Genomic DNA, 24,485 nt, shown 5'->3' on the forward strand with positions numbered 1-24,485 from the left:
TAAAAACCAAAACAGAAATACAATTAATTGGAAATCAAATAGTTAAATTAAAAAAACATTATTCAAAATAATAAAAAAAATCTTCCGACCATGACTAGGCTTTGCCCGCCGAAACCTTTCTATTTCAATACCTTTTCAGTTTCCAAATTTTTCAGCAGCAACAATTGAAAAGCCTCTCCCAATTCATCTGAAGCTCTTACAATGGCATTTTCCAGCATATTTCTTATTTGCTTTTCCGTAACTCCGGCTTCCGTCCAGCTTTTTCCTGAAGTATGGGAATTTAAAATAAAAGGCATAATGCGGTCGATCGCGCAGGCAAAAATTGCATCAGGAGTCTGCTCTTCTTCAAATTCCAGCCAAAGATTAAAAAATTCGGAGCGCAGCGGTTCGTCTAAAATTCCGAAGATTTTCTGAGCTGAAACTTTCTCTCTTTCAAATTTCCCAACCATTGCCGCTTCATCAAATATGAAAGTATCTCCTGCTTCAATCTCCACCAAATCATGAATAGACAACATTCTGATTACCCTCAACAAATCGATATCTGCTCTGTTTTTCGCATACGGAAAAAGGATCTGCGCCAGAATAATAATCTGCCATGAATGTTCTGCCGTATTTTCTCTTCGTGAATCGTCTGCATTGTAATTTCTTCTTTGTACATTTTTCAGGGCATCAACAGCCAGAATAAAATCGATTTCCTTTTGTATTTTCATTGTATATATTATTTAGACGTCATTATTCCTCAATCATTTAGAATATTTTTTTATCCTTTTTACTTAAAAAATCCACCTGACTTTGTTAAAGTTCCTACACAAAAGAAAAAAATATTGGTTTAAAAAACATCAGACTTTCATGCTTATGAGAACGCTGATTATTTTGATAATGAATTTATGATAAATCTTTCGTTTCTTTTATGGTTAAAATTTAAAAAAGCATAAAATTAAAATGATAAAACAGATAATACAAAAATATGACTTTTAGCTTTAAACATATTTTAATTCACAGATTAGTATTACATTTATTATAAATATTCAACATGACCCCAAATTACAATTATCCTACAGAAATTAAAGGAAAAAGAAAACTGTATTCACTTTTATACGGAATAAACAATCCTTTAGAAGTGATCAGCGGAAATCATAACATTGCAGGAGACACTTTTCATCTTAAAGCCAGCATAACGAACATCGATTTTATCTTTTCTCAGGATAAGGAATTTATTGAATATATTCTAAAGCAAAACCATAAAAACTATTTTAAATCTGATATACAATCGGTTATCTTAGGAAAATATATCGGGAAAGGACTGCTTACCAATAACGGGAAAGACTGGCTGAAACAGAGGCGACTCATCCAGCCGGGATTCAGTAAGGTCAAAATCTCCAATTTGGTTGGCATTATGGAGGCTGAAATTGATAAAGCATTTCAGGCTTTTCCACAGGAACCGGAGACTGATTTGTACGACTTCTTTCATACACTGGCTTTCAACATTGTTGCGAAAACACTTTTCAGCTCGGATATTGATGAAGAAAGCGTAAAAGAATTAGGAAAAATCATTACCGAAGTTCAGGAAGTCTTTGCGAAAGAAGTAAGAATTCCTTTGTATAGCCAGATGATAAAAAGTCTTGGGATAATTGATAAAGTGATGAGAAAAAGCAATGAGGGAAAAAATATCATTAAAAATGTTCTGGATAAAAGAAGGAGCTCAGGCGAAGAAAAAAATGATTTGCTGGATATGCTTATTCAGGCACGTTATGAAGATACACAACTTCCGATGTCTGATGAACAGCTAATTGATGAAATGCTCATTCTTTTCGTTGCAGGACACGAAACCACCGCCAATGCTTTAAGTTTTATCTTTTTCGAGATCAGCCGGAATCCTGAAGCTGAACAAAAGCTAAAAGCTGAAATTGCTGCAGAAGATGAAAATGCTTTTGGTACAGAAAGCTTAATGAAAAAATCCTATACCTCAAATATTATCAAAGAAGCAATGAGACTGCATTCTCCGGCTTGGGCAATCGACCGGCAGGCTCTGGAAGACGACAGCTTTAAAAATTACTCTTGGAAAAAAGAAACTTTAATAATCCTCTATATTACGGGTCTGCACAGAAACCCGAAGTACTGGAGTGATCCCGATTCTTTTATTCCTGAACGTTTTGATGATGAAAATGCCAAAAACTTCGCCTACTACCCTTTCGGAGCAGGACCGAGACTCTGCATAGGAGAACACTTTGCCATGATGGAAATGGCTCTTATCGTCCGTAGATTCTACAAAAAATACAGCTTCATATCATATCAGAAAGAATTAAAGAAAAAAGCTTTGGTTACTTTAAGAACATTGAGCCTAAAAGGTAAAATTGTTAAAAATATGATCTGATTTTCATAAAATCCGGATTTCGTAAAATTTTCTATTAAAAATAATTAAACTGATTATCAATTAGTTAAACTATTTATTTATATTTTTTCACTACTTTGTATTGCATAATACCATTTTATTTACATATCTTTGTAATGTAAAATCGAAACAGGTACAACTAGCTAGGTTCCGGATTTCGAAAATTATGTAACTAATTAACAAAACTTATTAAAGATGAATACTGAAAATACCAAAGCGCAAATGCGAAAAGGAATTCTGGAATTCTGTATTTTAAGTCTCATCAATCATCGTGAAATGTACGTTTCCGACTTAATAGATGAACTGAAAAAAGGAAAACTGGATGTCGTAGAAGGAACACTCTACCCTCTTTTAACAAGATTAAAAAACGGCGAGTTCCTTTCATACAGATGGGAAGAATCTACGGGAGGACCGCCCAGAAAATATTACCAGATTACAGAAAAAGGTAAATTATTTTTAGATGAACTTCAAAATACCTGGAACGAATTAACCAATTCAGTCAACCAAATCACTCAAAAACATTAAAAACAAAGCTATGAACAAGACACTCTCAATAGGACTCGCAGGTTTTTCTTTTACCATAGAAGAACACGCATATATAAAACTTAGCGATTACCTGAATGCTCTGAGAAGCTCTTTGGACGCTTCGGAAGCAGATGAAGTAATGCATGACATAGAAATCAGAATGGTAGAAATCTTCAAAGATTCTATGGCAAAACGTGAAGTAATCAACGATTCAGATGTTGAAAGAGTAATTGCACAGATCGGAAGCCCAGAAAAAATTGAAGAACAGGAAGAAGCATATTATTCTGAAAAAAATACAAAGAAAACAGGAACTTCCGGAACCGAATATTCTGATAAAAAACAGTTGTTCCGTGATCCTGAAAGACAAAAAATCGCCGGTGTTTGTGCAGGTTTAGCACATTACGTAGGAATGGACATCACTGCAATGAGAGCGATCTGGCTTGGTGTTTTCATCCTTGGAATCTTTACGGCGGCCGTTTCTTCAACCTTGGTTTTCTTACTTTACGTTATTCTTTGGGCAGTTTTGCCAAAAGCAGAAACCGCAGCAGATTTCCTGAAAATGAAGGGAAAGCCTATGAACTTCGACAATCTTAAGAATGAGTCTAATAAATTGGTACAGTTTGCCAACGAATCTACTCAGAGGGTCGGAGAAATCTATATCGAAAACAAACCTTACATCAATAACGCAGGAAGCGGACTTTGGAATGTATTACGATATATTTTAGGAGGAATTTTCGGATTTATGTCTTTGTCTTGTTTAATCGGAGTATTCGTAGTATTCGGTTTCATGGGAGCAGACAGCGATTTTCCTCCAATCAGCCAGATGAATTTCTATTTTGATAATGATAATATGAAGTACATTATCATGGCGCTGATCACTTTAGGAAGTTTATTGCCTGCAATGCTTTTCGGATTATTAAGCATCAAATTAATTTCTCCTAAAACAAAACTGAGAAATACAGGTTGGGTAATCGGAGCGTTATTCCTTGCACTGATCACTTTAGGAACTTACTTCGGATTCAGCATGGCGAAAAGAGAAATGTTCCTGAAAGGTCATAAAGAAGATACAGAAGAAATTGCGATCAACACACAATCAGACAGTATTTATGTAGATTTCAAGCAGGTTTCCATTCCTCAGAACTTTAAAGGATACGATGATGATCTTTATTCAGACAAAGTTTCTGTGTACGAAAGAGACTGGATGCACATAAATGTAACGAGAAAAGCAGACATCAAAACGCCTTATCTAATCATTAAAAAAGAAGCTAAAGGATATAATCTTCCGTTAAATGTAAGTGTTCCTGTAGAAGTGGTAAACAACAGAATTGTTCTTCCCAACTACATCAAATATCCTTACGAACACCGTTTCAGAGATTACAGCATTGATTATGAATTGGTTCTTCCTTTAAAAACCGTAGTGATCCCTGTAAAAAAAGACGGAATCAGCTTCGACGGAGATCTTAACGCAGACGGAATTAATGATGACGATCAGGAAAGAGATGAAGACGGAAACATCAAAATCGAAAAAAATAAAATCACGGTAAACGGTTCTACAATTGAATACAACTCTGATGATGAAGACAGCATTATCGTTAACGGAAAAAGAGTTCCGAGCAATAAAGCAGATCAGGTAATCGATTCCATGAAAAGCAGCATCAAAAAGATGAAAGGAGCCAACATCGATTTCAAGGTAGACGAAGGTAAAAACGAAATTTCCATACAAACCAAATAACTAAACTGCAGAGAGTGGCAGAAGGTGTGAATGAATAACACAACCGTTTGAAATTCACACTCTTCTTCTCTCACTGAAAACGAAAAAATATAAAGATTTTGTTCGCTATGTTAATAAAAATCTTTACATTTGTGTAGTAAAACATTATAACCAAAACACTCAATAAAAATTCAATAATCATGGTACAACTGGCACTAGAAATTGTAATGAAAATTGTTGATTTAATCAGCAGTCTGTTTTAAGAGCGATAATATTTCAATATATTTGTAAAGTATAACCACTTTGGTTATACTTTTTTTGTTTTTAATCTAAAACTATATGAGAAAGCTGATCGGCAAACTGCTGCTAAAATTAATGGGCTGGAAAGTCGTTCTTCAGGGCGACGAAAACGTTCTGAACAGATGTATTCTTGTAGTCGCGCCACACACGCACAACATGGAATATATTTTAGGAAATCTATCCTACTGGTCTCTGAAAAAACCATTAAAAATCATCATCAAAGATGCACACACCAAAGCTTGGTACGGAAGCGTTGTAAAAGGTCTGGGCGGAATCGGGATCGACAGAAGCCAGAAGAATGATCTGGTGAATTTCGTAGCCAAACAGTTTGAAAAAGACGATTTCAGTCTGGTCATCACTCCCGAAGGAACAAGAAGCTGGGTTCCGAAATGGAGAAAAGGCTTTTATCACATGGCTTTAGCGGCTAAAGTTCCTATCGTTCTCGCGGCGGGAGATTTTAAAAGAAAAATCATTTATCTTGGGTATACCATTCCCTACGAAAGAATTGCATCTGCACCGTTTACAGAAATTATGCAGGAAATTCAGGATTACTACATAAAAAATGATATAGTTCCTAAAATCCCGGAAAACTGGAACCCGAATATCATGGGAAATGATACTGAGGCTGGAAGTTAGAAGCTATCAAAATTACTCATTACCAATTACTTATTATTCATTATTAAAAAATATGTTCATAAAAGATAAAAGCAAGGAAGAAATATTAGAATTCATCAACAACTGGGGCGGAGAAACATTTGCAAAAACTCTGGATATCAAATTTACGGATATTGATGTTGACAATGAAACATTAACGGCAACCATGCCTGTTTCACCAAAAATTCATCAGCCTTTCGGAATTATGCACGGTGGCGCAAGCTGTGTTTTGGCAGAAACCATGGGTTCAAGCCTGTCTAATATTTTTATCGACGGTACAAAATATTTCGGAGTGGGAACCAACATCAATTCCAACCATTTAAGAAGTAAAAAAGACGGAATCGTAACAGCCGTTGCAAGATTCATCCGAAAAGGAAAAACGATGCATGTTTCAGAAATTGAGATCCGCGATGAAAAAGGTCAGCTCATTAATCATACCACGATGACGAACAATATCATCAACCGATAAGATTTAATTTTCACTAAAAGATACCAAGCTCAAAAAAAATTTGAGCTTTTTTTATTTTCCTGCTGCAACCTTTTATTTTTTCTGCATCTTATAAGAAAATAATAACCATGAAAACTTTAATTTTATTTTTTACCCCTGTTCATTTATATAAAGATTTAACTTTATCTTGAAAAGGTCAAAATTTTAATAAAACTTCCGGTAAATAAAAACCTACTATTTGTCGCGAATTAAATTATGAAGCAAAACAGCAGCAACTTCAACTGGCAGAAAATCTATCTCGATTATTCCCCGAAACTTCTGGGAATATGCAGAAGATATATTGATGATATTTACACGGCAGAAGACATCGTGCAGGACAGCTTTATTACCGCAATCCAGAAAAACGATCAGTTGAATGACGAAAAGGCTCTCTTTGCCTGGCTGAAAAAAATTGTGGTAAATAATGCACTGCAACACATCCGCAAACACAGCAAAGATACTTTTGTAACTACAGAACCTTCGGAAATCCCAGATACCTATTCAGAAATGGACCATCATTTATTAGAAGAGAAAAATGTATTCGTTTACGACTTTACCAGTGAAGAACTGCTGTCTTCCATCGACAGTCTTCCATCCCATCATAAATCCGTTTTCAATCTGTATTTTATTGAAAATCATTCTCATGCAGAAATTTCCGGTTTATTGGGAATTACAGTAAACACCTCAAAATCTCACCTTTTGAGAGCGAAAAAAGCGGTTCAGAATTATCTGATGAAGAATTTCGTCAATCAAAATACTCCGAAGAAAAAAATGGCTCAACTGCTTGTTATTTTCGGACTTGGCGGATTGCTTTGGGCGCAGACATTCAAAAGCAAATTTGCTGATTTTACCATTCAGCCATCAAAAAAACTGCAGATTCCTTCCGATCTTAAAATTGATAATGTTGCATTTTCATCATCCGGTAAAAGCCTGAAAAAGAAAATAATAATTGGAGGAACATTTTTAATCATCATCGTTCTGTCCGTTTTTTTTATAAATCCGAAGAATTCGTTTTTCACAACCGATCATGATTCAGTTTCATCAACTTTTAAAAACAAAGGTGAAATAAAAAATAAAGAGACTAAAGAATATTTAGAAACTATCAATTTCGATAAAAAAGAAAAATCAGACAATGATGCTGTAAATCAGTCAGCAACAAATATAATTGAAGAGAAAAACACTTCAAAAACAAAAATAAACGACGATGAAACAGGATTGAAAAGCAGACCGGTTTTAAAAAAAACGGCTGCAAACGACACCATTGAAGAAGCTCCGCAGAAAGTAATTGTCGTTAAAAAAATCATTAAAAGAGACACCGTATTTATTGAAAAATAAATTGAAACGCAGAATATGTCCTTCCAAAAAATAATACTTCTTTTTCTCATCGCCTGTGTTAACTTTTCGTTTGCACAGAAAATCAGGAAAAGGAAAATCGATACGGTTTACGTCTACGAAAAAGTAGTCGTTTATGATACCGTATATCTCATGAAACCTTTAAAATTCAGGTTGAATGATGTTGTGATGAAAACACCGACCGTTCAGGAAACTAAATTTGTGACGGATGTATACAAACAGGAAATCGACAAACAGAGAGCTTCAAGAAGAGCAAGATTGCGAAAACCAGTGACCTTTCAGTATGGAATTGAAGGCGGATTTGGTATAAAAAGTGCAAACTGGTCTTTAGAAAATAAACCGCAGTTCGGGGAAAATCTTGAAATCTGGGCTTCCAAAAGTTTCTTTGATTCTCAGTTTTTAGTCTGGGTTTCTGCCAATGCGTATCACTGGAATTCATCCTTCGATCTTGATGCCAATAAAGAAAGCACTTTTCTCAACGGATATTATTTTACAAAAGATAATCAGGCACTTTTATTTCAACAATTTAACAATAAGCATTTTGAGTTTGCACTTCAGCTTAAACTGATGTATAACTGGAAAAACTTCCGTCCGTTTGCAGGAATTTTGCTAAATAATCAGACTTATAAAATGCAGTTTCTGACTCCTGAAAATGACGCTTTAACCAAACTGGAGGATTTTAAAAGCACACAGACAAATCTCGGATTTTCTTTGGGTCTTCAGTACAGATTGCTGCGACGTTTCATCATTTCTGCGGAATATCAGCATTACAGCATCAAAAATATTTCCTTAAAAAACCCTGACTTTGATTTTGAGATTTTTAAGACTAATAATACCTTTGCAGAAAGAAAAATCAATGTTGGAATTTCTTATATTATTTCCCGACTCTGATTTTCGAAAAAGCTTCAAACAATGATTTATTTCAAATTTCCATTCGACGAAAAACTGTATTCCACAGATGAAAATTCCGGCGAAAACCCTATCAGTTTTTATTCTTTTGATGGATTGGAACGATTGGATTTTGGAGGAAAAATTATTGAATTAAACCCTGAAAATTTTAATCAGACAGCAATTTCAAGTAAGATTTTACCTGAGGATAAAAGCGGATTTGTTGCCGAAACAAAGGAAGAATATTTAAAAAATCTTGAAAAAGTAATTGCGGTTATCAAAGAACATCAGCTTCCGAAACTGGTCTATTCAAGAAGAAAATTTTTCACAGATTTTAAAAAAATTGATTTAAAAGAAAGCTTTAATCATCTTTGTCAATCCTATCCGAATGCATTCCGATATATTTTTATCAATGACGAAAATTCATGGATGGGTGCTTTTTCAGAAGTTTTAGGAAAATTCAGTAAAAGAACGCACGAATTTGAAACGATGAGTCTCGCAGGAACGCTTCCCGTTTCTGAAAACTGGTCGGAAAAGGAAATTGAGGAACAAAAACCTGTAACGTCCTACATCAGAAATATTTTAAATCAGTATTCTGAAAACGTAACGGAATCTGAAACCTACGATCATATTTCAGGAAATATCAAGCATCTTAGAACCGATTTTAAAGCCCGAATTAAGCATGAAAACTTAGATCAGATCATTCAGGAACTGCATCCTACTCCTGCTGTTTGCGGAATTCCGAAAGATTTTTGTAAAGAAGAAATTCAGAATATTGAAAAATTTCCGCGCGAACTGTACGCAGGATATATTAAAATTGAGACTGATGAAACGGTACAGTATTTTGTTAATCTTCGCTGTTCAAAACTGTATAAAAATGCGGTTCATTTGTTTGTAGGTGGCGGAATTACCGCACAAAGCAATCCCGAAAAAGAATGGACAGAAACTGAACTTAAATCTGAAGCTGTTCTAAAAAATCTGGCGATTTTAAAATAATAAACTTCTTTAAATTTTATTTGACCGAAAAAGAGGCAAAAGATTCAAGATTTTGTTAAAGTAAAACGCTAGAAAACTCTATGGAGTTTTATCTGTGTAGAAATCATATTCGGAAGACGTTCGGCGTTCCGTAGGAACGCTATCTTTATAAAATGTATCGTATCATAGATATCAATCCTACGGATTGATTAATAGATTTATTCTTATTTCTACACAGATTCTGCTCCTAAAGGAGCAAAACTCTTTACTTTAGATTTTTATTATTTGAGAGCTAAAATGCAATAAGAAGCAGAAATAAAAAAGCCTCCTTCAAACTGAAAGAGGCTTTATATAAGATTGTAATTCAATTATTTTCTTACTCCAATTTTGCTCCATGTATTCATTACAAAAAGCAAAATAAGACCTATTGCCGCTGAAGCTATTGAGAAAACAAACTTCAGGTTATCCTCAGACAAAATATCCGATTGCCAGTCTAAAGCATAAAGATTAATTGCGATAAACACGATGAACAGTACCAAAAATACTTTATAAAACTTCTGCATAACTCTTAAAAATTAATGTAATTCTGCACCAATTGCGCAAAATTCGCGGTGAATAATTTAATTGAAATCGCCAACAGGATAATTCCGAAAACTTTCTGTAAAATAGCGAGTGTCGCATCACCCATTTTCTTCTCCAGCCACGTTGCAGATTTCAGCACCAAATATACGAAAATTGTGTTGAGAATAATTCCAAAAATAATGTTAATATCATGAAACTCGGCTTTCAGAGACAGTGTAGTTGTTAGAGTTCCGGCTCCTGCAACCAGCGGAAATGCGATGGGAACGATGGATGCAGCCTTTGCTTCAGACGTTTTGTTGATCTCAATTCCGAGAATCATTTCCAGGGCTATGATAAAAATCACAAAAGCTCCCGCAATGGCGAACGAATTAACATCAACACCGATAAATTTCAGAATTTTATTCCCTACGAAAAGGAAAACAAGCATAATAGCTCCTGCGGTAATAGACGCTTTTTCTGCTTCTATCTGTCCGAACTTTTGCTGCAGACTTACCACGATCGGGATAGAGCCAATGATATCAATCACTGCAAAAAGAACCATAAAACAGGTAATAATCTCTTTTATCGAAAAATCATTAAATATTTCCATTTCCTTGCAATTAATAATTTCGCAAAAATATGAAAATAAATTAATTATTTGCTAATCTTAGAATACAAATTAACGATTGCTGATAAAAGTTCGTCCATTCCTTCGGAAGATTTTATCGGGGCATACTTTTCAACCTGCACTCTCTGAATAAGATTCCTGTATTCTTCGGCAATTGCTGAACCTTTTTCTTTTTCCAGCAACTCAGCGAAATGATCAGCCGGATTTACAGAATATTGGCTTTTCACTTCCTCATCAAGCTCATCGAAGGTTTGAAAAAACTTTTGATAATCTTCATTATCTTTAAGATTTTCCAAATACCCGAAGTAATCATTGATGTCTGTTTTAAACTTTTCACGGATTTCATTTTCTGTTTCAGCAACAGAACCTAAAGCCATCGGAGTCTGAATTTCTTTAGATAATCTGTTTTTTTTCTGCCACGTTTTAAACAGAAGATACATTCCGAATAACGAAAGTAAAATCGCAATATTGATGAAAAGAATATTCCAGTGGAATTTCTTTTTTTCTTTTACTTTAAATGATGTTGTTTTTAAAACTGGCGTATTTACCGTTTCTAGAAAAGTATTGGTATACTCATTCACTTTCTCAACCGCAGTGCGGGATTCAAGAATCTGATCATGAGAAAAAGCATTTACGGCTAAAGACTGCTGTCCGAGGTCCACATACTCTTTACTTGAAGGATCAAAAAAGGCAAACTGCTCTGTTTTAATGGTTATTTCTCCCGCTTTTTTAGGAATCACAAGATAATTGGCCAAAACCTCACCTTTCATCCCTTCTGTTCCCACCGTTACACGTGAAGTAATTTTGGGTGCAAAAACTTCATAATCCGGAGATTCCGCAATTTTGGGAAGCTCCATGCTTTTAAGATTCCCTTCTCCGCTTACTTTTATAAGAACATTCATCGGTTTTTTAACCTCAACTTTTTCTTTTGAAGTATTGGCAACCGTTACATTGAAGTTTCCTACTGCATTTTTAAAGCATTCCGGAGAACCTTCAGGAAGCTTTTTGACGTTGATCTTTACTTTATTGGAAACAATTTTATTTTTATTCGCATAGGAATTTAAAGAGGCAGAAACTCCCGGAATATCCACATACCCCGCTTCATTCGGGAAAACCATAAATACGGCAAGAATCTGGGATGCCATATTTCCTGCGTCGGAAGGATCAATCTCAGATTTTGTAAAGCTTACCGGAAAAACATCCAGATTGTCTTGTTCGGGAAGATGAATATTTCTTACTCTTCTGAAGTTATCCATGTTTTTTGAATACACCTTCAGAACAGCAATGGTAGGCTGATCCTGATACACTTCACGGTCATCAATCTCCATATTGAGATAAACGTCTTTTGAAGCATTGTTTGCAGCCACTGGTTTCTTTTCTACATCTTTTATAAAAATGTCAAAAGGTTCCGTCTTATAAATTTTATTGTTGATGGTAATCAGGAAAGATCCGATCTTTACTTTTCCTTTCTGTTTGGGTTCAAGAGCAAGTCTTGTGATGGTCTGTGAAACGGCAACGTTACTTTCGGGATCTATAAATCCATTGCTCAGTGAACCGGTACCAATAAGATTGAATTTAGAAAAATCAGGAAGACGAAGTTTTGTCTGCTGATTATATTCGGCTCCTTCTACCTCAAGAACGATGCTGAGATTTACAATTTCTTTGGAGCTATAAGTTGTTTTATCCGGAATTACAGAAAGATTTACCTGTCCGTAAGAAATTACGGAAGACATTAAAAGTAATATGTAAATAATTCTGTTCTGCATCACCAATCTTTCTCGTTGCTCTCGGGCATCGAATAAGAATTTTTATTCAAAATTCTTCTGGCGGTTTCTTTTTCCTTGTCGCTTACTTTGTTGAGTATTTGATTTTCGAGACCTTTAGGGATTTTGCCTTCATTATTCTGGTTTCGGTTGGGATCATTTCCCTGTCCGTCTCCTTTATTCTGCTGACCTTGTCCCTGATCCTGCTTTTGATCTTTTCCTTTTTGATCATCATTTTGCTGTTGGTCTTTACCACCGCCTCCTTTACCGGAGTTATTTTGCTGTTGTTTTTTCTGTTGGTTTTCTTTATCCTTCAGCTTGGCAATCTCGTAATTTTTTCTTGTTACTTCGCTGTAAGGATTTTGCTTCAGGGACTGTCTGTAGAATTCTGCTGCCTTTTCAGGCTTATTCATCTGCATATAGGTGTTCCCCAAATTATGAAGAGCTGCTGCTTTATCCGGAAGCGTCTGAGAAAGTTTCTGAGCCGTCTCGAATTCTGCTTTTGCCTCTTCGTATTTTTTGCTTTTATATAATGCGTTTCCTAAATTGTAGTGCGCTGTAAAATCTTTGCTGTTGGTTCTTATCGCTTCCAGATATTTTACAGACGCGCCATCATAATCTTTACCGTTGAATTTTTCATTGCCTTCATAGACTAAAGTCCTGTAGTTTTTCTGCCCGAAAAGATTTCCCGGAAAGATGAAAGCAATTATAAACGATAAAAAAATGATTTTAGTATTCATTATGTGCAAAATTATTCCTTTAAATGTTAATAAACAGTGTCTTATTTGTTAAAATTGGGTTAAAGTAATAGTCTGGTTCTGAGACAATGTATCCGGATTATTAAACATTAAAATCTCTTTTAGGATTAAATAAATAAATCAGAAAGAAGAAAAATAGAGAAACTGCCAGAAAATACTGGTAATAATGATTCGCATTCTGTGATTTCACCATGGTTTCAGATGATCCTGTTTTCTTTTTCAAAGCGTCTAAAATTCTGTCAGGAGCTTCATTGATGTTATTTCCGTCAATATAGCTTCCTCCGGTTGCATCAGCCATTTTTTTCAGCGCTTCGGTCTGTCTTTTGGAGATAACGGTCTGTCCGTTGATATCACTTTTATATCCCATTAACTGTCCGAAAACATATTCCGGAACCGGAGCTCCCTCTTCTGTTCCTATTCCGACGGACGTAATCATAATTCCCTCTTTTTTAGCCAGTCGTATTGCTGCTTCGTCATTTCCTTCGTTGTCTTCACCATCACTCAGCAAAACAACTTTTCTTCCGTCTTTGCTTACATTTTTGAATTTTTCGGCAGCAATTTTCATCCCGTTCAGAAAATCTGTCCCCTGAATCTGCATGGAGTTTGTTTCGATTCCGCTGATGTAGGTTTCTGCCGAGCTGTAATCTGTGGTTAAAGGCATGATGGAGGTCGCCTGTCCTGCAAAAATCACCATTCCTACCTTATCGCTTTTCATCTTCTGCATCGTCTGAAGCATGAGATTCTTTGCTTCCGTTAAACGGCTCGGATTAATATCTTCCGCATTCATCGAGTTGGAAACATCCAGCATGAAAATGACATTATTTAATTTCTGACTGGTTTTAATTTCTTCTGAACCGCTTAACAAATCGATAATCGAAAATATTAAAAACAATGTTCCAAAAAGATAGAGCGCCGGAAAAAACTTGGTAAAACCGGATTTTTTTTCAAATAACTGCTCATGAAACTGACTGTCTGCGAAAATTTCTCTTTTCTTTTTTTTCCATTTCAGAAAACGGACCAAAAAGGAAGCTAAAAGCGGCAAAAGCAACAGCAACAACAAAAACCAATAATTACCTAAATACCAATCCATTAACTTAAAATTTTATAAAACACCCATCTCAGTAATGCGTCTAAAAACAGCATACCCAAAGCAATCCACAGGAAAATTTTAAAATATTCCTGATAATTGAAAAGCTTTGCCACCTTTACATCAGATTTTTCCAGTTGGTTAATTTCATCATACACTTCTTCAAGACTGCTGTTTGATGTAGCTCTGAAATATTTTCCGCCCGTCATTTGCGCGACTTCTTTTAAAACAGGCTCATCAATCTTCACCTCAGTTTCCGTAAAAACAAGATCTCCGAAAATATCGGTCTGTGTAGGCATCAAAGCGTATCCGTTCGTTCCGATTCCGATGGAATATACTTTAATTCCGTTATTTTTAGCCAGTTCCGCAGCAATTGCAGGAGGCATTGCATTTTCAATGGTATTTACACCATCCGTCATGAGAATGATGATTTTACTTTTTGCCTTGCTGTTTTTCAAATGGTTAACCGCAACGGAAAGTCCTTCTCCGATGGCTGTTCCCGGCTGTAATTCCAGAGGATTAAGATTGTTCAGTTCATCCACAACAACCTGATGATCAGACGTTACCGGAACTTTGGTAAATGCTTCTCCGGAATAGGCTACGAGACCAATTCTGTCATTCGGTCTTTTATTAACGAATTTAATCGCAATATCTTTTAAAGCCGTTAAACGGTCGGGCGTTAAATCTTTTGCCAGCATACTCAGGGAAACATCCACAGAAAGCATGATATCGATCCCTTTTGTATCGTCTCTGTCCTGAGAAACCGTAAAAGTTCTCGGTCTTGCCATCGCAATTATGAGTGCAGAAAGAATAATGTACTTCGATATTCTCAGGATAAACATAATGAAATGAATTCCACCGCTTTCCCCCATATTTTTTACCGTAGGAACTTTTATTCCTTTTCTTTTCTGTCGGCTTGCATCCCTGAATAACAAAGGGATAAACAGCGCGAAAAGCAACAGAAACCACGGACTGTAAAATTCAAAATCAGGCATCCTTTCTCAAGTTTTCAAATTCAAGATCTTTTGAGGATCTTTTTACAAAATCTCTGATGTCGGCAAAATCTTTTTCCATGGTTGCCTGATCCGGGAATGTTTTCGCAAATTTCACCAGATCGCCTCTTAAAAATACGTCTTCTACTATTTTTTCATTTTCCTGAGAAATGGTATTGTTCTTCTTCATCACATCAATAAGGTCATCCGTTAGTAAAACATCTGCCGGAACGCGGTATTGTTTTGCGATGAATTTTCGGGAAATATCGATCAGTTCAACATAAAATGAACGGTAATTTCCACTTTCCACATATTTTTTCTTTTTGAGAGAATCCAGTTCCTTCAGGGTCTGATTCGTGGCGACAACCGGCGAATCTTTTGGTTTTCGTCCGAATTTAATGAACATGATGACCGCAATGATGAGACAGATGACCGCAATGGCGGCTAAAATATAAAACTTATAGAGTTCCCAGTAATCGGTGGCTTCAAGTTTTACTTCTTTGTTATTCATAATGTCATTAATCTGGTCTGTTTTCTGAGCCGTATTAATAACATCAATTTCGTAAGGAATTGTTTTCAGAACTTTTCCGTTGACTTTGAATTCCAGTTCGGGAATCGTAAATTTTCCTTCATCAAAAACAGCAAATTCAATTCTTCTGTAATAAACATCCTGAGTCTGCGCGATACTGTCCTTAATTTCTTCGAAATGAAAAGGCAGCAACTCATTTTCGCGAGCTGCAGAAACTTTTTCATTGTTCAGGTTATTAATGGTGATCACAATGTGGTTCACTTCTCCCAAAGCAATGGTTTTCTTCTCAACACTGGAAGAAAGGATCTGCGAAAACGCATTTGCACAGATTAAAAAACAAAATATAAATAATAGTTTTTTCAATTTTATTATTAAATTTTAACGTCGTTTTTGTCATTCTGACGAAGGAAGAATCTGTATTAAAAAAGATTGCTTCGTCGTTCCTCCTCGCAATGACAAAAAGTGTCTATTTTTATTTCTTCTGAAAATAATTATACAGTAATCTCGAATAATCCGAACCTGTACTAATATTCATAAAACTCGCCGAACTATTGGCAAAATCTTCTTCTAAAGATTTCAGCTTCTGCTTTTTGGCTTCGGCAAAATTGTATCTCCATCTTGCACTTGAGGTATTTACCCAAATTTGCTTTCCGGTTTCTGCATCATATAATAAGGTATATCCCACATCCGGAATTTCATTGTCTTTTTCATCATAAATTCTCATTCCCAACAACTGATGTTTTTTGGAAGCCACTCTCAGCATTTTAGAGTCATATTCATCTTCAAAATCCGAAAACAGGAAGACCAGAGATTTCCGTTTGAAAATTCCCATCATGTATTCCATCGCTTTATCCATTTTTGAAATGGCAGGAACATAATCTGCGGTTAAAATGGTACTGATAATGGATAAAATATGTTTTCTTCCTTTCTGTGGCGGAATAACTTTGTACACTTTATCCGCAAACAGAATCAAGCCAACTTTATCATTATTTCCTGCCGCTGAAAAACCCAGACTTGCTGCAATTTCGGCAACGTATTCTCTTTTCAATTGATTTTTGGTTCCGTAATCCATCGAAGCGGAAATATCCACAACCAACATCATCGTCAGTTCACGTTCCTCCTCCATTACTTTTACGAAAGGTTCCCGGAAACGTGCTGTTTTGTTCCAGTCGATCCTGCGGATCTCATCTCCAAACTGATAGGGACGAACTTCCGAAAACGTCATTCCCTGTCCTTTAAAAGCACTGTGATATTGCCCCATTAAAGTAGCTTCCGTCTTCTTTCGGGTCCGGATTTCTATCTGCTTTACTTTTTTTACAATATCTTTTATCTGCATTTCCTTTGTTTGAGCGTTTTAGTGTATGAGCGTTTTTTTGAAATTTTGTAAACTTCCATCATCATGCTTCCAACTCCCCAACTATTTAAATTCAATTGATACATTCAGCCATTCTTCATCAAATTTCGGGCTGTATTTTTTGTAGAAATTAATGGCAGGTTCGTTCCAGTTTAAAACCTGAAAAACCATTCCGCTGTATTGGTTAGATTTTCCGTATTCCATGGTGGCTTCAAATAATTTCTTCCCGATTTGTTTTCCTCGCAGATTTTCCGTCACCACAAGATCTTCCAGATACAATCTTCTTCCCTTCCAGGTCGAATATCTGTCGTAATACAAAGAGATCCCGACAATTTCACCATTGAATTCTGCTACAAAAGCTCCCCAAACAGGAGATTTTCCGAATCCGTCTTCAATAAACTGATCTAAAGTTAAGGTAACTTCATGCAAAGCCTTTTCATAATCTGCCAGTTCTTTAATCAGTTCCAGCATTGGTTCACAATCTTCCTGAACTGCCTTTCTAATAACTACTTCACTCATTACGGAGCCTGAATTTTTGCTAAGATTCTATTGATGATCTCTTCTGAAGAAATTTCCTCCGCTTCAGCTTCGAAAGTTAATCCGATCCTGTGTCTCAGAACATCTTTTGCCAGCGATTTTACATCTTCCGGAATTACAAACGCTCTTCCTTTTAAGAATGCATAGGCTCTGGAAGCAATGGCAAGATTAATGGACGCTCTCGGAGAAGCCCCGAAACTGATATAATTTTTAAGTTCAGAAAGTCCGTAATCTTCAGGAAAACGGGTTGCAAAAACCATATCCAGAATATATTTTTCAATCTTTTCATCAAGATAGATCTGATTGATTAATTCTTTTGCTGCTACGATATGTTCAAGAGAAATTACCGGCTTTACGGTCGGCTGATGTGAAGTTGAAACCATTCTCATCACGGTTCTTTCATCTTCAAGTTTTGGATAATCGATCGTACATTTCAGCATAAAACGATCACTTTGCGCTTCTGGTAAAAGATAAGTACCTTCCTGATCGATCGGGTTTTGCGTTGCCAATACCAAAAATGGTTTTGGAAGTTTCATGGTTTCGTCTCCGATGGTTACCTGCTTTTCCTGCATCACCTCCAAAAGAGCCGACTGCACTTTCGCTGGTGCACGGTTGATCTCATCCGCCAAAACGAAATTCGCAAAAACAGGACCTTTTTTTATGGAGAAATCATTGTCTTTTACATTGTAAATCATTGTTCCCACAACATCTGCTGGAAGAAGATCCGGCGTAAACTGAATTCTGGAAAACTCTCCGTGAACCGCTTCAGCCAGAGTTTTTATCGCGAGAGTTTTTGCCAGTCCCGGAACACCTTCCAAAAGAACGTGACCATTGCCCAAAAGACCGATCAGAAGACGGTCTATCATATATTCCTGTCCAATAATAACCTTGTTGATTTCCTGTCTCAAAAGAGAAAAAAAGTAGTTTGCTTCTTTTACCTGCTCCGTCAATTGACGGATATCTTCAGCTTGATTGATCTCTGACATATCTTGATTTAAAATAATGGGTAAATTTCCAATAAATACTTGCATTAATCAACATAAAAAACGCCATTTTTGAGTTAAAGTTTGTTAAATATTCCGGCATTAATGCAGGATCCTGAATAGATGAAGGCTTAAAACTCAATACAATCAATCTTATTTTTCTTAAAAATATATAAATTTTGCTTTAATCCACCGTTCAAAAATTGTCATTTCCAGTTTATTAAACTATTTTTGGAGATTAAAATTTTTGCAAAATGAATTATCATTTTCAAGCGCACAGACAAGTAAGAAAAAACCTTCTGGATATTCTGCAAAACACTTCTCATGAAGATCTTTTACTGATTCCGGACGGTTTCAATAATAATCTTTACTGGAACATTGCTCATACGGTTGCTACACAGCAGTTGCTGCACTATTACTTAAGCGGAAATCCTTTCAGAATTGATAAATATTGGATCGAAACTTATAAAAAAGGAACGCTTCCGAATCTGGATGTGCAGAAATCTGAAGTGGAAGATCTGGAGTTTTTATTAACCGAAACTTCGAAAATCCTGATGAAAGATTACGACAGCGATTTCTTTTCAGATTATACGCCTTACACCACAAGTTTTGGGCTGGATCTGAAAAGCATTCAGGATGCCATCATTTTTAACAATATGCACGAAGGTCTGCATTATGGTTATGCTTTGGCGCAGAAGAGAGCTATTTTAGGGGAAAAATATTAGAGGTTCAAAGTTTTTAGTTTAAAGTTTAAGGTTCATGGCAACAGTAAATAGATTCGAAGATTTAGAAATTTGGAAATTATCGCGCGAATTGTGTAAAGAAATTTATGGAATTATTGAATCAACAAATCTTAAAAATAATTTTAAACTTTGCAATCAGATTGACAGCTCCTCGGGTTCAATTATGGATAATATTGCAGAAGGATTTGAAAGAAACGGAAACAGGGAATTTATTCAGTTTCTTTCAATAGCAAAAGCTTCTTGTGGCGAAACAAGATCACAGTTATACCGGGTTTTTGACAGAAATTTTATCTCTGAGGAAAAATTTGAAACACTAAAAGAACAAACTGAAGTATTAAGCCGAAAAATTGGCTCATTTATTAAATATTTAAATATAACAGATTTAAAAGGAACAAAGTACAAAACATGAAATTCTGGTTTTGAGTTTAAGGTTTATTGTTTTTAGCCTTTCACCGAACTCAAAACTTTAAACATAGAACTTTGAACCTTTAACATAAAATTTATTCAATGAAAGACGATTTTATTTTCGGGCTGCGTCCCGTAATTGAAGCTATAGAAGCGGGAAAAACAATTGACAAGGTTTTTGTGCAGAATGCATTGCAGGGACCTATTTATGCTGAACTTAAAGCCATTCTGGCGAAAAATAAAATACGTCCCAATTACGTTCCGGTAGAAAAGCTGAATCGTTTTACGAGAAAAAATCATCAGGGAGTGGTTGCTTTTATTTCAGATGTTCCTTTTCATAAAGTGGAAGATGTGGTTCCTCAATTGTTTGAGGACGGAAAAACTCCTTTTTTATTGATTCTGGACAGATTAACGGATGTAAGAAACTTTGGCGCCATCTGCAGAACCGCAGAATGTGTGGGAGTTGATGCGGTGATTATTCCTGAAAAAGGAGCAGCCCCGATTAATTCCGATGCCATAAAAACTTCAGCAGGAGCTCTTTATAATGTGAAAATCTGTAAAGCACCGAATCTGGCTCATGTGGTAGATTTTCTTCAGCAAAGCGGAATTTCTGTTTTTGCAGCAAGTGAAAAGGCTGAAAAATTAATTTATGATATTGATTTTACAGAACCTTGTGCAATCGTTATGGGAAATGAAGAAACAGGAATATCCAAAGAGGTTCTTCACCATTCTGACGAAAAAATAAAACTTCCGATCGAGGGAAAAACACAGTCTTTAAATGTTTCTGTTGCGTGTGGAGCAATTTTATATGAAGCGGTGAGACAGAAATTTATGAAAGCCAATTAATTCCATTAATATTTAAAAATTTACAATGAAAAACATAGCAGCGTTAGCGCTCATCTCAACCATAGCCATTGTTTCATGCAACAAAAAAGAAACGGCAAAAATTACAAAAGTAGATCCTAAAACCGGAAAAACGATTACGGTGGAAGTTCCGGCAGATTCCGTAGCAAAAGTAGAGGAAAATCCTGCGATTAAAGATTCAGCGGGTGTGTATACGCAGACTTTTAAACTGGAAAAAGGAAAAACTTATCCTTTAACAACGTATCAGAGAGATACGAAAACAATGACTGATCCTCAAGGGAAAACTCTGAACGGAACGAGTGAATCTACCGACGAAATGTCTTTTACGGTGAATGATATTAAAGGAAATGTCTACGATATTACATTAAATCTAATCGCAAAAAGAAGCTCTCAGACGGCACAGGGAAAAACAATCGTAGTAGATACGAAACTGCCGATCCCGAAAGAGGATGACCTGAAGATGATCTGGAATATCAACAGAGCATTGACCGGAAATAAGCTGAACATGAAGATGGACACCAAAGGAAATGTAATTTCAATTACAGGTTTTGATGCTGTTTACACTAAAGTTGCCAATTCTGTAGGATCGCTGATTAAAGATAAAAACCAGAAAGAAAGCGTAGTTGCAAGTCTTAAGGAATCTTTCAACGAAAAAGTTCTTAGAGATCAGTTCAATAAAAATTTAACGATTATTCCTAAAAAAGGTGCGAAAATAGGAGAAAAATGGACGAACAGCGAAAATGCTGATGCACAGGGAAGAATTAAAGTGACGTCTAACTATATTCTGAAAAGTGTAGGAAACGGGGTGGCTGAAATTTCTGTAACCGGAGGAATTCCAAAGAAAGTTAATAAGGAAAATCAGGGTGATGTTACGCACAGCTTAAGCACGGAACTTACACAAAACGGAACGATTACGTTTGACCAGAATACAGGATGGATCAAAAACCAGAATATTTCTGTAAAAACGACACAGATTGAAAGTATTTCCAGAGGAAAAGAATCTCAGTCTATGACGAGTGTTTCCAATTCTTCTGTAATGGTAAATCCTTCTGCGAAATAAAGCAGATCGTTTAAAGTTGAAATGTCAAAGCTTACAAAGACTTTGAGCATTAAACCTTAAATATTTTTATTATGATGAAACATATTTTTGAGTTTGTACTCGCAACGATTATCATCTATTTTGTATGGAATATTCTGAAGAGAATCTTTTTCAGAAAATTTCACAGCTATCTGTCTAACCAGAACAGAAACGAAAACAGAAGGGAGCAGGACATCAGAAACTCAGACAATACGAAGAAAAAAATCAACTGGGACGCAGAAACCGTTGATTATGAAGAGGTAAAAGAAAACAACAGCAAAAGGTAACAATTCCGAAAAATATTTAGATAATAACCATCAATATGGCGAAAAATAAAAACCTGATTTATATTGCAATTTCATTAGTTGTATTTATCGTTTTAGCATTTTTATACTCCACTCCTGTTTTTACGGGAAAGCAGCTTTTCCAGCATGATATCGTTCAATATCGGGGCGGGGCAAAAGAGCTTCTCGATTACAGAGCCGATACCGGAAAAGAAACCTACTGGAGCGATTCCATGTTCGGAGGAATGCCGACGTATCAGATGGGAAGTCAGTTTAACGGAGACATCATCAAAAAAATTGATTCCAAACTGAATTTTCTGCCAAGACCGGTTAATTATCTTTTTCTTCTTTCCGCAGGATTTTTCCTTTTGGGAATGGTTGTGGTAAGAAACTGGAAATATGCCCTTTTAGGAGCTACTTTTTTCGGACTTTCCACCTATTTTTATATTGCCATCGCAGCGGGACACAACGGAAAAATCAATACCATTGAATATTTCGCACCGCTCTTAGCAGGAATTTTACTCGTCTACATCCGGAAACAATATATTTGGGGCTTCATTGTCACTACCCTATTTATGGGGCTTCAGATTGCTGCAAACCACCCACAGATGACGTATTATCTCTTTCTGGCTCTAGGATTTTTATTCCTTTCTGAACTGGTAAGAGGTATTCTGAAAAAAACACCAATGAAACACTTCCTGATTTCGTCCGGAATTGTTGCTGCTTCATGTTTAATTGGAGTCGGAATGAATTCTCAGAGAATCATGGCGAATTCAGAGTACATCAAAGAAACCGTTCGTGGAAAGCAGATCCTTACGAACAGCAGCAATACAGGCGGAGATTCCGGAATGGATAAAGAAAGTATGCTGATGTGGAGCTACGGAAAACTGGAAACTTTAAACCTCTTCATCCCGAGATTGATGGGAGGCGGAAGTCAGGAACCGGAAGGAAAAGAAATGATGGCTAAAATTCAGGAATTGGTTCAGGAAAACGTAAGCTCACAAGCTGAATATGACAGAATTTCCAAAGGTTTCGGAAATCTAACCTATTGGGGAGATCAGCCGGGAACTTCAGGACCTGCTTATCAGGGAGCTATTGTTTGTTTTCTTGCGCTTTTAGGATTCTTCATCGCATGGAAAAAATACCGCTACTGGATTTTAGGAGCTTCTATTCTCACCGTATTTTTAGCTTGGGGAAGTAATTTCATGGCACTTTCCGACTTTTTCATCGATTTTGTGCCTTTTTATAATAAATTCAGAGCACCTTCTTCTATTTTGGTGGTTGTAGAATTATTATTCCCTTTAATTGCGATCATCGGATTATACAGATTCTTCACAGATAAAACACTCACACAGGAATACAAACAAAAAACACTTCTTTACGTAGGCGGCGGAACTTTAGGTTTTGTATTGATTTTACTGGTTTTCGGAAAATCTTTATTAGGATTTCATACCGATAATGAAAAAACCTACCTTCCTCCTTTCCTATTAGATTATCTTACAGATGAAAGATTTAAATTATTCAGAATCGATGCCATCAAAGCATTTATGTATGTTGCTATTGCAGTTGCTGCTTTATTTCTTGTTTTAAAGCAAAAACTAAATCAGAATATCGCTTTGGTAATTATTGGAGTAGTAAGTTTATTCGATCTTTGGACGGTTAACAAGCGTTACCTGAACGATGATAATTATGTTGATAAAATCTTTGCTGAAAATCCTTTCCAGACGGAAAGCTCAGATCTGATGGCTGAAAAAGTTCAGGGAAATCCGAATCTGGAACCTATTTTAGCGAATGTAAATGTGAACAAAACATTAGAAACCATCGCCGAAAAAGATAAGACTCATTACAGAATTTTCAACAATATTTTAGGAACATTCAGCGAAACAAACACTTCTTATTTCAAATCTTCTATTGGAGGTTATCACGCGGTAAAACTGAGAAGATACGATGATGTAATCAACGAATATTTCCAGATCATGGATTCCGTAAAAGTTCCGAATATCCTGAATCTTCTGAATGCAAAATATTTGGTTTTAGGAGGTCCGGAACAGCCTCAGGCAATGCCGAATCCTAAAGCCAACGGAAACGCATGGTTTGTAAGCGATCTTAAATTCGTAGAATCTCCGAATCAGGAAATCAAAGCAATCGGAACCATCAACAGCAAAAGAACCGCTGTTATTTCCGCAGATGATAAGAAATATTTCGACGGAAAACCTGTTCAGGCAGACTCAACAGCCTTCATCAATTTAACAAAATATCAACCCAACGAACTGGAATTTAAATCGCAGTCCAAAACGCCGCAATTGGCAGTGTTCTCTGAGATTTACTATCCTCACGGCTGGAAATTCTTCATCGATGAAAAAGAAGTTCCTTACATTAAGGCAGATTATCTGCTTCGTGCCGTTCACGTTCCTGCGGGAAATCATAGTGTGAGAATGGTCTTTGAACCCGAAGTTATCGAAAAAGGAAAATGGATCTCGCTTATCTGTTTTGGTTTGTTTATTGTTTTGAGCGGCGCTGGTTTTTTTTGGTTAAATAAAAATAAGAAGCAAACCCAACCTAAAGAAGCTTAGATTTCACGATGTCATTCTGAACGAAGCAAAGCGCAGTGAAGAATCTCTTTTACTGAACACA

25 protein-coding genes are annotated in these 24,485 nt (G+C 36.0%); 14 read left to right on the forward strand and 11 right to left on the reverse strand.

Annotated features, from left to right (window positions below):
• Positions 1 to 119: 119 nt before the first annotated feature.
• Positions 120 to 710 (reverse strand): HD domain-containing protein, encoded by a 591-nt coding sequence (locus DD829_RS03875; protein WP_116547544.1) that lies wholly within the window; start codon positions 708 to 710, stop codon positions 120 to 122.
• A 323-nt stretch (positions 711 to 1,033) separates the two neighbouring features.
• Here DD829_RS03875 and DD829_RS03880 point away from each other — a divergent pair, with 323 nt between their 5' ends.
• The 8 genes from DD829_RS03880 to DD829_RS03915 all read left to right on the forward strand — a co-directional run bounded on the left by DD829_RS03880 (position 1,034) and on the right by DD829_RS03915 (position 9,306).
• Positions 1,034 to 2,374 (forward strand): cytochrome P450, encoded by a 1,341-nt coding sequence (locus DD829_RS03880; RefSeq protein WP_116547545.1) that lies wholly within the window; start codon positions 1,034 to 1,036, stop codon positions 2,372 to 2,374.
• A gap of 213 nt (positions 2,375 to 2,587) precedes the next feature.
• Positions 2,588 to 2,917, forward strand: a complete 330-nt coding sequence (locus tag DD829_RS03885; protein ID WP_108411365.1) for a PadR family transcriptional regulator — start codon at positions 2,588 to 2,590, stop codon at positions 2,915 to 2,917.
• Positions 2,918 to 2,927: 10 nt separating this feature from the next.
• Entirely contained in the window at positions 2,928 to 4,649 is a 1,722-nt protein-coding gene (locus DD829_RS03890) for a PspC domain-containing protein (protein WP_108411364.1), read from the forward strand.
• A 318-nt stretch (positions 4,650 to 4,967) separates the two neighbouring features.
• Positions 4,968 to 5,564 carry a 1-acyl-sn-glycerol-3-phosphate acyltransferase gene (locus tag DD829_RS03895; protein ID WP_108410636.1) on the forward strand — a complete coding sequence of 199 codons (597 nt, stop codon included), beginning with the start codon at positions 4,968 to 4,970 and terminating at the stop codon, positions 5,562 to 5,564.
• 52 nt (positions 5,565 to 5,616) lie between these two features.
• Positions 5,617 to 6,051 carry a PaaI family thioesterase gene (locus DD829_RS03900; RefSeq protein ID WP_076392328.1) on the forward strand — a complete coding sequence of 145 codons (435 nt, stop codon included), beginning with the start codon at positions 5,617 to 5,619 and terminating at the stop codon, positions 6,049 to 6,051.
• Positions 6,052 to 6,285: 234 nt separating this feature from the next.
• On the forward strand, positions 6,286 to 7,404 hold the full coding sequence (locus tag DD829_RS03905) for an RNA polymerase sigma factor (protein ID WP_116547546.1): 1,119 nt from the start codon (positions 6,286 to 6,288) through the stop codon (positions 7,402 to 7,404).
• Positions 7,405 to 7,419: 15 nt separating this feature from the next.
• Positions 7,420 to 8,313 (forward strand): hypothetical protein, encoded by an 894-nt coding sequence (locus DD829_RS03910; RefSeq protein ID WP_108411188.1) that lies wholly within the window; start codon positions 7,420 to 7,422, stop codon positions 8,311 to 8,313.
• A 21-nt stretch (positions 8,314 to 8,334) separates the two neighbouring features.
• Positions 8,335 to 9,306: a chorismate-binding protein gene (locus DD829_RS03915; protein ID WP_108411139.1), complete on the forward strand. Its 972-nt coding sequence runs from the start codon at positions 8,335 to 8,337 to the stop codon at positions 9,304 to 9,306.
• Between the two features lie 347 nt (positions 9,307 to 9,653).
• Here DD829_RS03915 and DD829_RS03920 read toward each other — a convergent pair whose 3' ends face one another.
• From DD829_RS03920 to DD829_RS03965, 10 genes are all read right to left on the reverse strand, one after another.
• Positions 9,654 to 9,848: a hypothetical protein gene (locus tag DD829_RS03920; RefSeq protein ID WP_076392320.1), complete on the reverse strand. Its 195-nt coding sequence runs from the start codon at positions 9,846 to 9,848 to the stop codon at positions 9,654 to 9,656.
• A 5-nt stretch (positions 9,849 to 9,853) separates the two neighbouring features.
• Positions 9,854 to 10,456, reverse strand: coding sequence for a MarC family protein (locus DD829_RS03925; RefSeq protein ID WP_076392318.1), 603 nt, complete (start codon positions 10,454 to 10,456; stop codon positions 9,854 to 9,856).
• 44 nt (positions 10,457 to 10,500) lie between these two features.
• Positions 10,501 to 12,240 (reverse strand): BatD family protein, encoded by a 1,740-nt coding sequence (locus tag DD829_RS03930; protein WP_108408817.1) that lies wholly within the window; start codon positions 12,238 to 12,240, stop codon positions 10,501 to 10,503.
• Complete coding sequence (locus tag DD829_RS03935) at positions 12,240 to 12,977, reverse strand: tetratricopeptide repeat protein (protein ID WP_076392314.1); 738 nt, start codon at positions 12,975 to 12,977, stop codon at positions 12,240 to 12,242. Before DD829_RS03935 ends, DD829_RS03930 begins: the two co-directional genes overlap by 1 nt.
• 100 nt (positions 12,978 to 13,077) lie before the next feature.
• A complete protein-coding gene (locus DD829_RS03940; RefSeq protein WP_108408816.1) occupies positions 13,078 to 14,085 on the reverse strand; it encodes a vWA domain-containing protein in 1,008 nt (335 codons plus the stop codon).
• Positions 14,085 to 15,077 carry a vWA domain-containing protein gene (locus DD829_RS03945; RefSeq protein WP_108408815.1) on the reverse strand — a complete coding sequence of 331 codons (993 nt, stop codon included), beginning with the start codon at positions 15,075 to 15,077 and terminating at the stop codon, positions 14,085 to 14,087. The genes DD829_RS03940 and DD829_RS03945 overlap by 1 nt, the downstream gene beginning before the upstream one ends.
• Entirely contained in the window at positions 15,070 to 15,966 is an 897-nt protein-coding gene (locus tag DD829_RS03950) for a BatD family protein (protein WP_408640177.1), read from the reverse strand. The genes DD829_RS03945 and DD829_RS03950 overlap by 8 nt, the downstream gene beginning before the upstream one ends.
• A gap of 109 nt (positions 15,967 to 16,075) precedes the next feature.
• Positions 16,076 to 16,939 carry a DUF58 domain-containing protein gene (locus tag DD829_RS03955; RefSeq protein WP_076392306.1) on the reverse strand — a complete coding sequence of 288 codons (864 nt, stop codon included), beginning with the start codon at positions 16,937 to 16,939 and terminating at the stop codon, positions 16,076 to 16,078.
• A gap of 81 nt (positions 16,940 to 17,020) precedes the next feature.
• Positions 17,021 to 17,476, reverse strand: coding sequence for a GNAT family N-acetyltransferase (locus DD829_RS03960; RefSeq protein ID WP_108408771.1), 456 nt, complete (start codon positions 17,474 to 17,476; stop codon positions 17,021 to 17,023).
• Positions 17,476 to 18,480, reverse strand: coding sequence for an AAA family ATPase (locus tag DD829_RS03965; protein ID WP_076392594.1), 1,005 nt, complete (start codon positions 18,478 to 18,480; stop codon positions 17,476 to 17,478). The genes DD829_RS03960 and DD829_RS03965 overlap by 1 nt, the downstream gene beginning before the upstream one ends.
• Positions 18,481 to 18,731: 251 nt before the next feature.
• Between DD829_RS03965 and DD829_RS03970 the strand changes: the two genes are divergently transcribed.
• The 6 genes from DD829_RS03970 (at position 18,732) to DD829_RS03995 (ending at position 24,424) form a co-directional block, all read left to right on the forward strand.
• The gene (locus tag DD829_RS03970; RefSeq protein WP_076392302.1) at positions 18,732 to 19,202 is read left to right on the forward strand and encodes a DinB family protein; all 471 of its coding nucleotides are present in this window, start codon (positions 18,732 to 18,734) and stop codon (positions 19,200 to 19,202) included.
• A 34-nt stretch (positions 19,203 to 19,236) separates the two neighbouring features.
• Positions 19,237 to 19,629 (forward strand): four helix bundle protein, encoded by a 393-nt coding sequence (locus DD829_RS03975; protein ID WP_116547547.1) that lies wholly within the window; start codon positions 19,237 to 19,239, stop codon positions 19,627 to 19,629.
• Between the two features lie 98 nt (positions 19,630 to 19,727).
• A complete protein-coding gene (gene rlmB / locus DD829_RS03980) occupies positions 19,728 to 20,471 on the forward strand; it encodes a 23S rRNA (guanosine(2251)-2'-O)-methyltransferase RlmB (RefSeq protein ID WP_076392298.1) in 744 nt (247 codons plus the stop codon).
• A gap of 25 nt (positions 20,472 to 20,496) precedes the next feature.
• Positions 20,497 to 21,549 (forward strand): DUF6263 family protein, encoded by a 1,053-nt coding sequence (locus DD829_RS03985; RefSeq protein ID WP_108408773.1) that lies wholly within the window; start codon positions 20,497 to 20,499, stop codon positions 21,547 to 21,549.
• A 71-nt stretch (positions 21,550 to 21,620) separates the two neighbouring features.
• Positions 21,621 to 21,854 (forward strand): hypothetical protein, encoded by a 234-nt coding sequence (locus DD829_RS03990; RefSeq protein ID WP_108408774.1) that lies wholly within the window; start codon positions 21,621 to 21,623, stop codon positions 21,852 to 21,854.
• Positions 21,855 to 21,889: 35 nt separating this feature from the next.
• Entirely contained in the window at positions 21,890 to 24,424 is a 2,535-nt protein-coding gene (locus DD829_RS03995) for a hypothetical protein (protein ID WP_185140302.1), read from the forward strand.
• Positions 24,425 to 24,485: the final 61 nt, after the last annotated feature.

It is taken from the genome of Chryseobacterium sp. HMWF035, from assembly GCF_003094695.1.
Classification (GTDB): Bacteria; Bacteroidota; Bacteroidia; order Flavobacteriales; family Weeksellaceae; genus Chryseobacterium; species Chryseobacterium gambrini.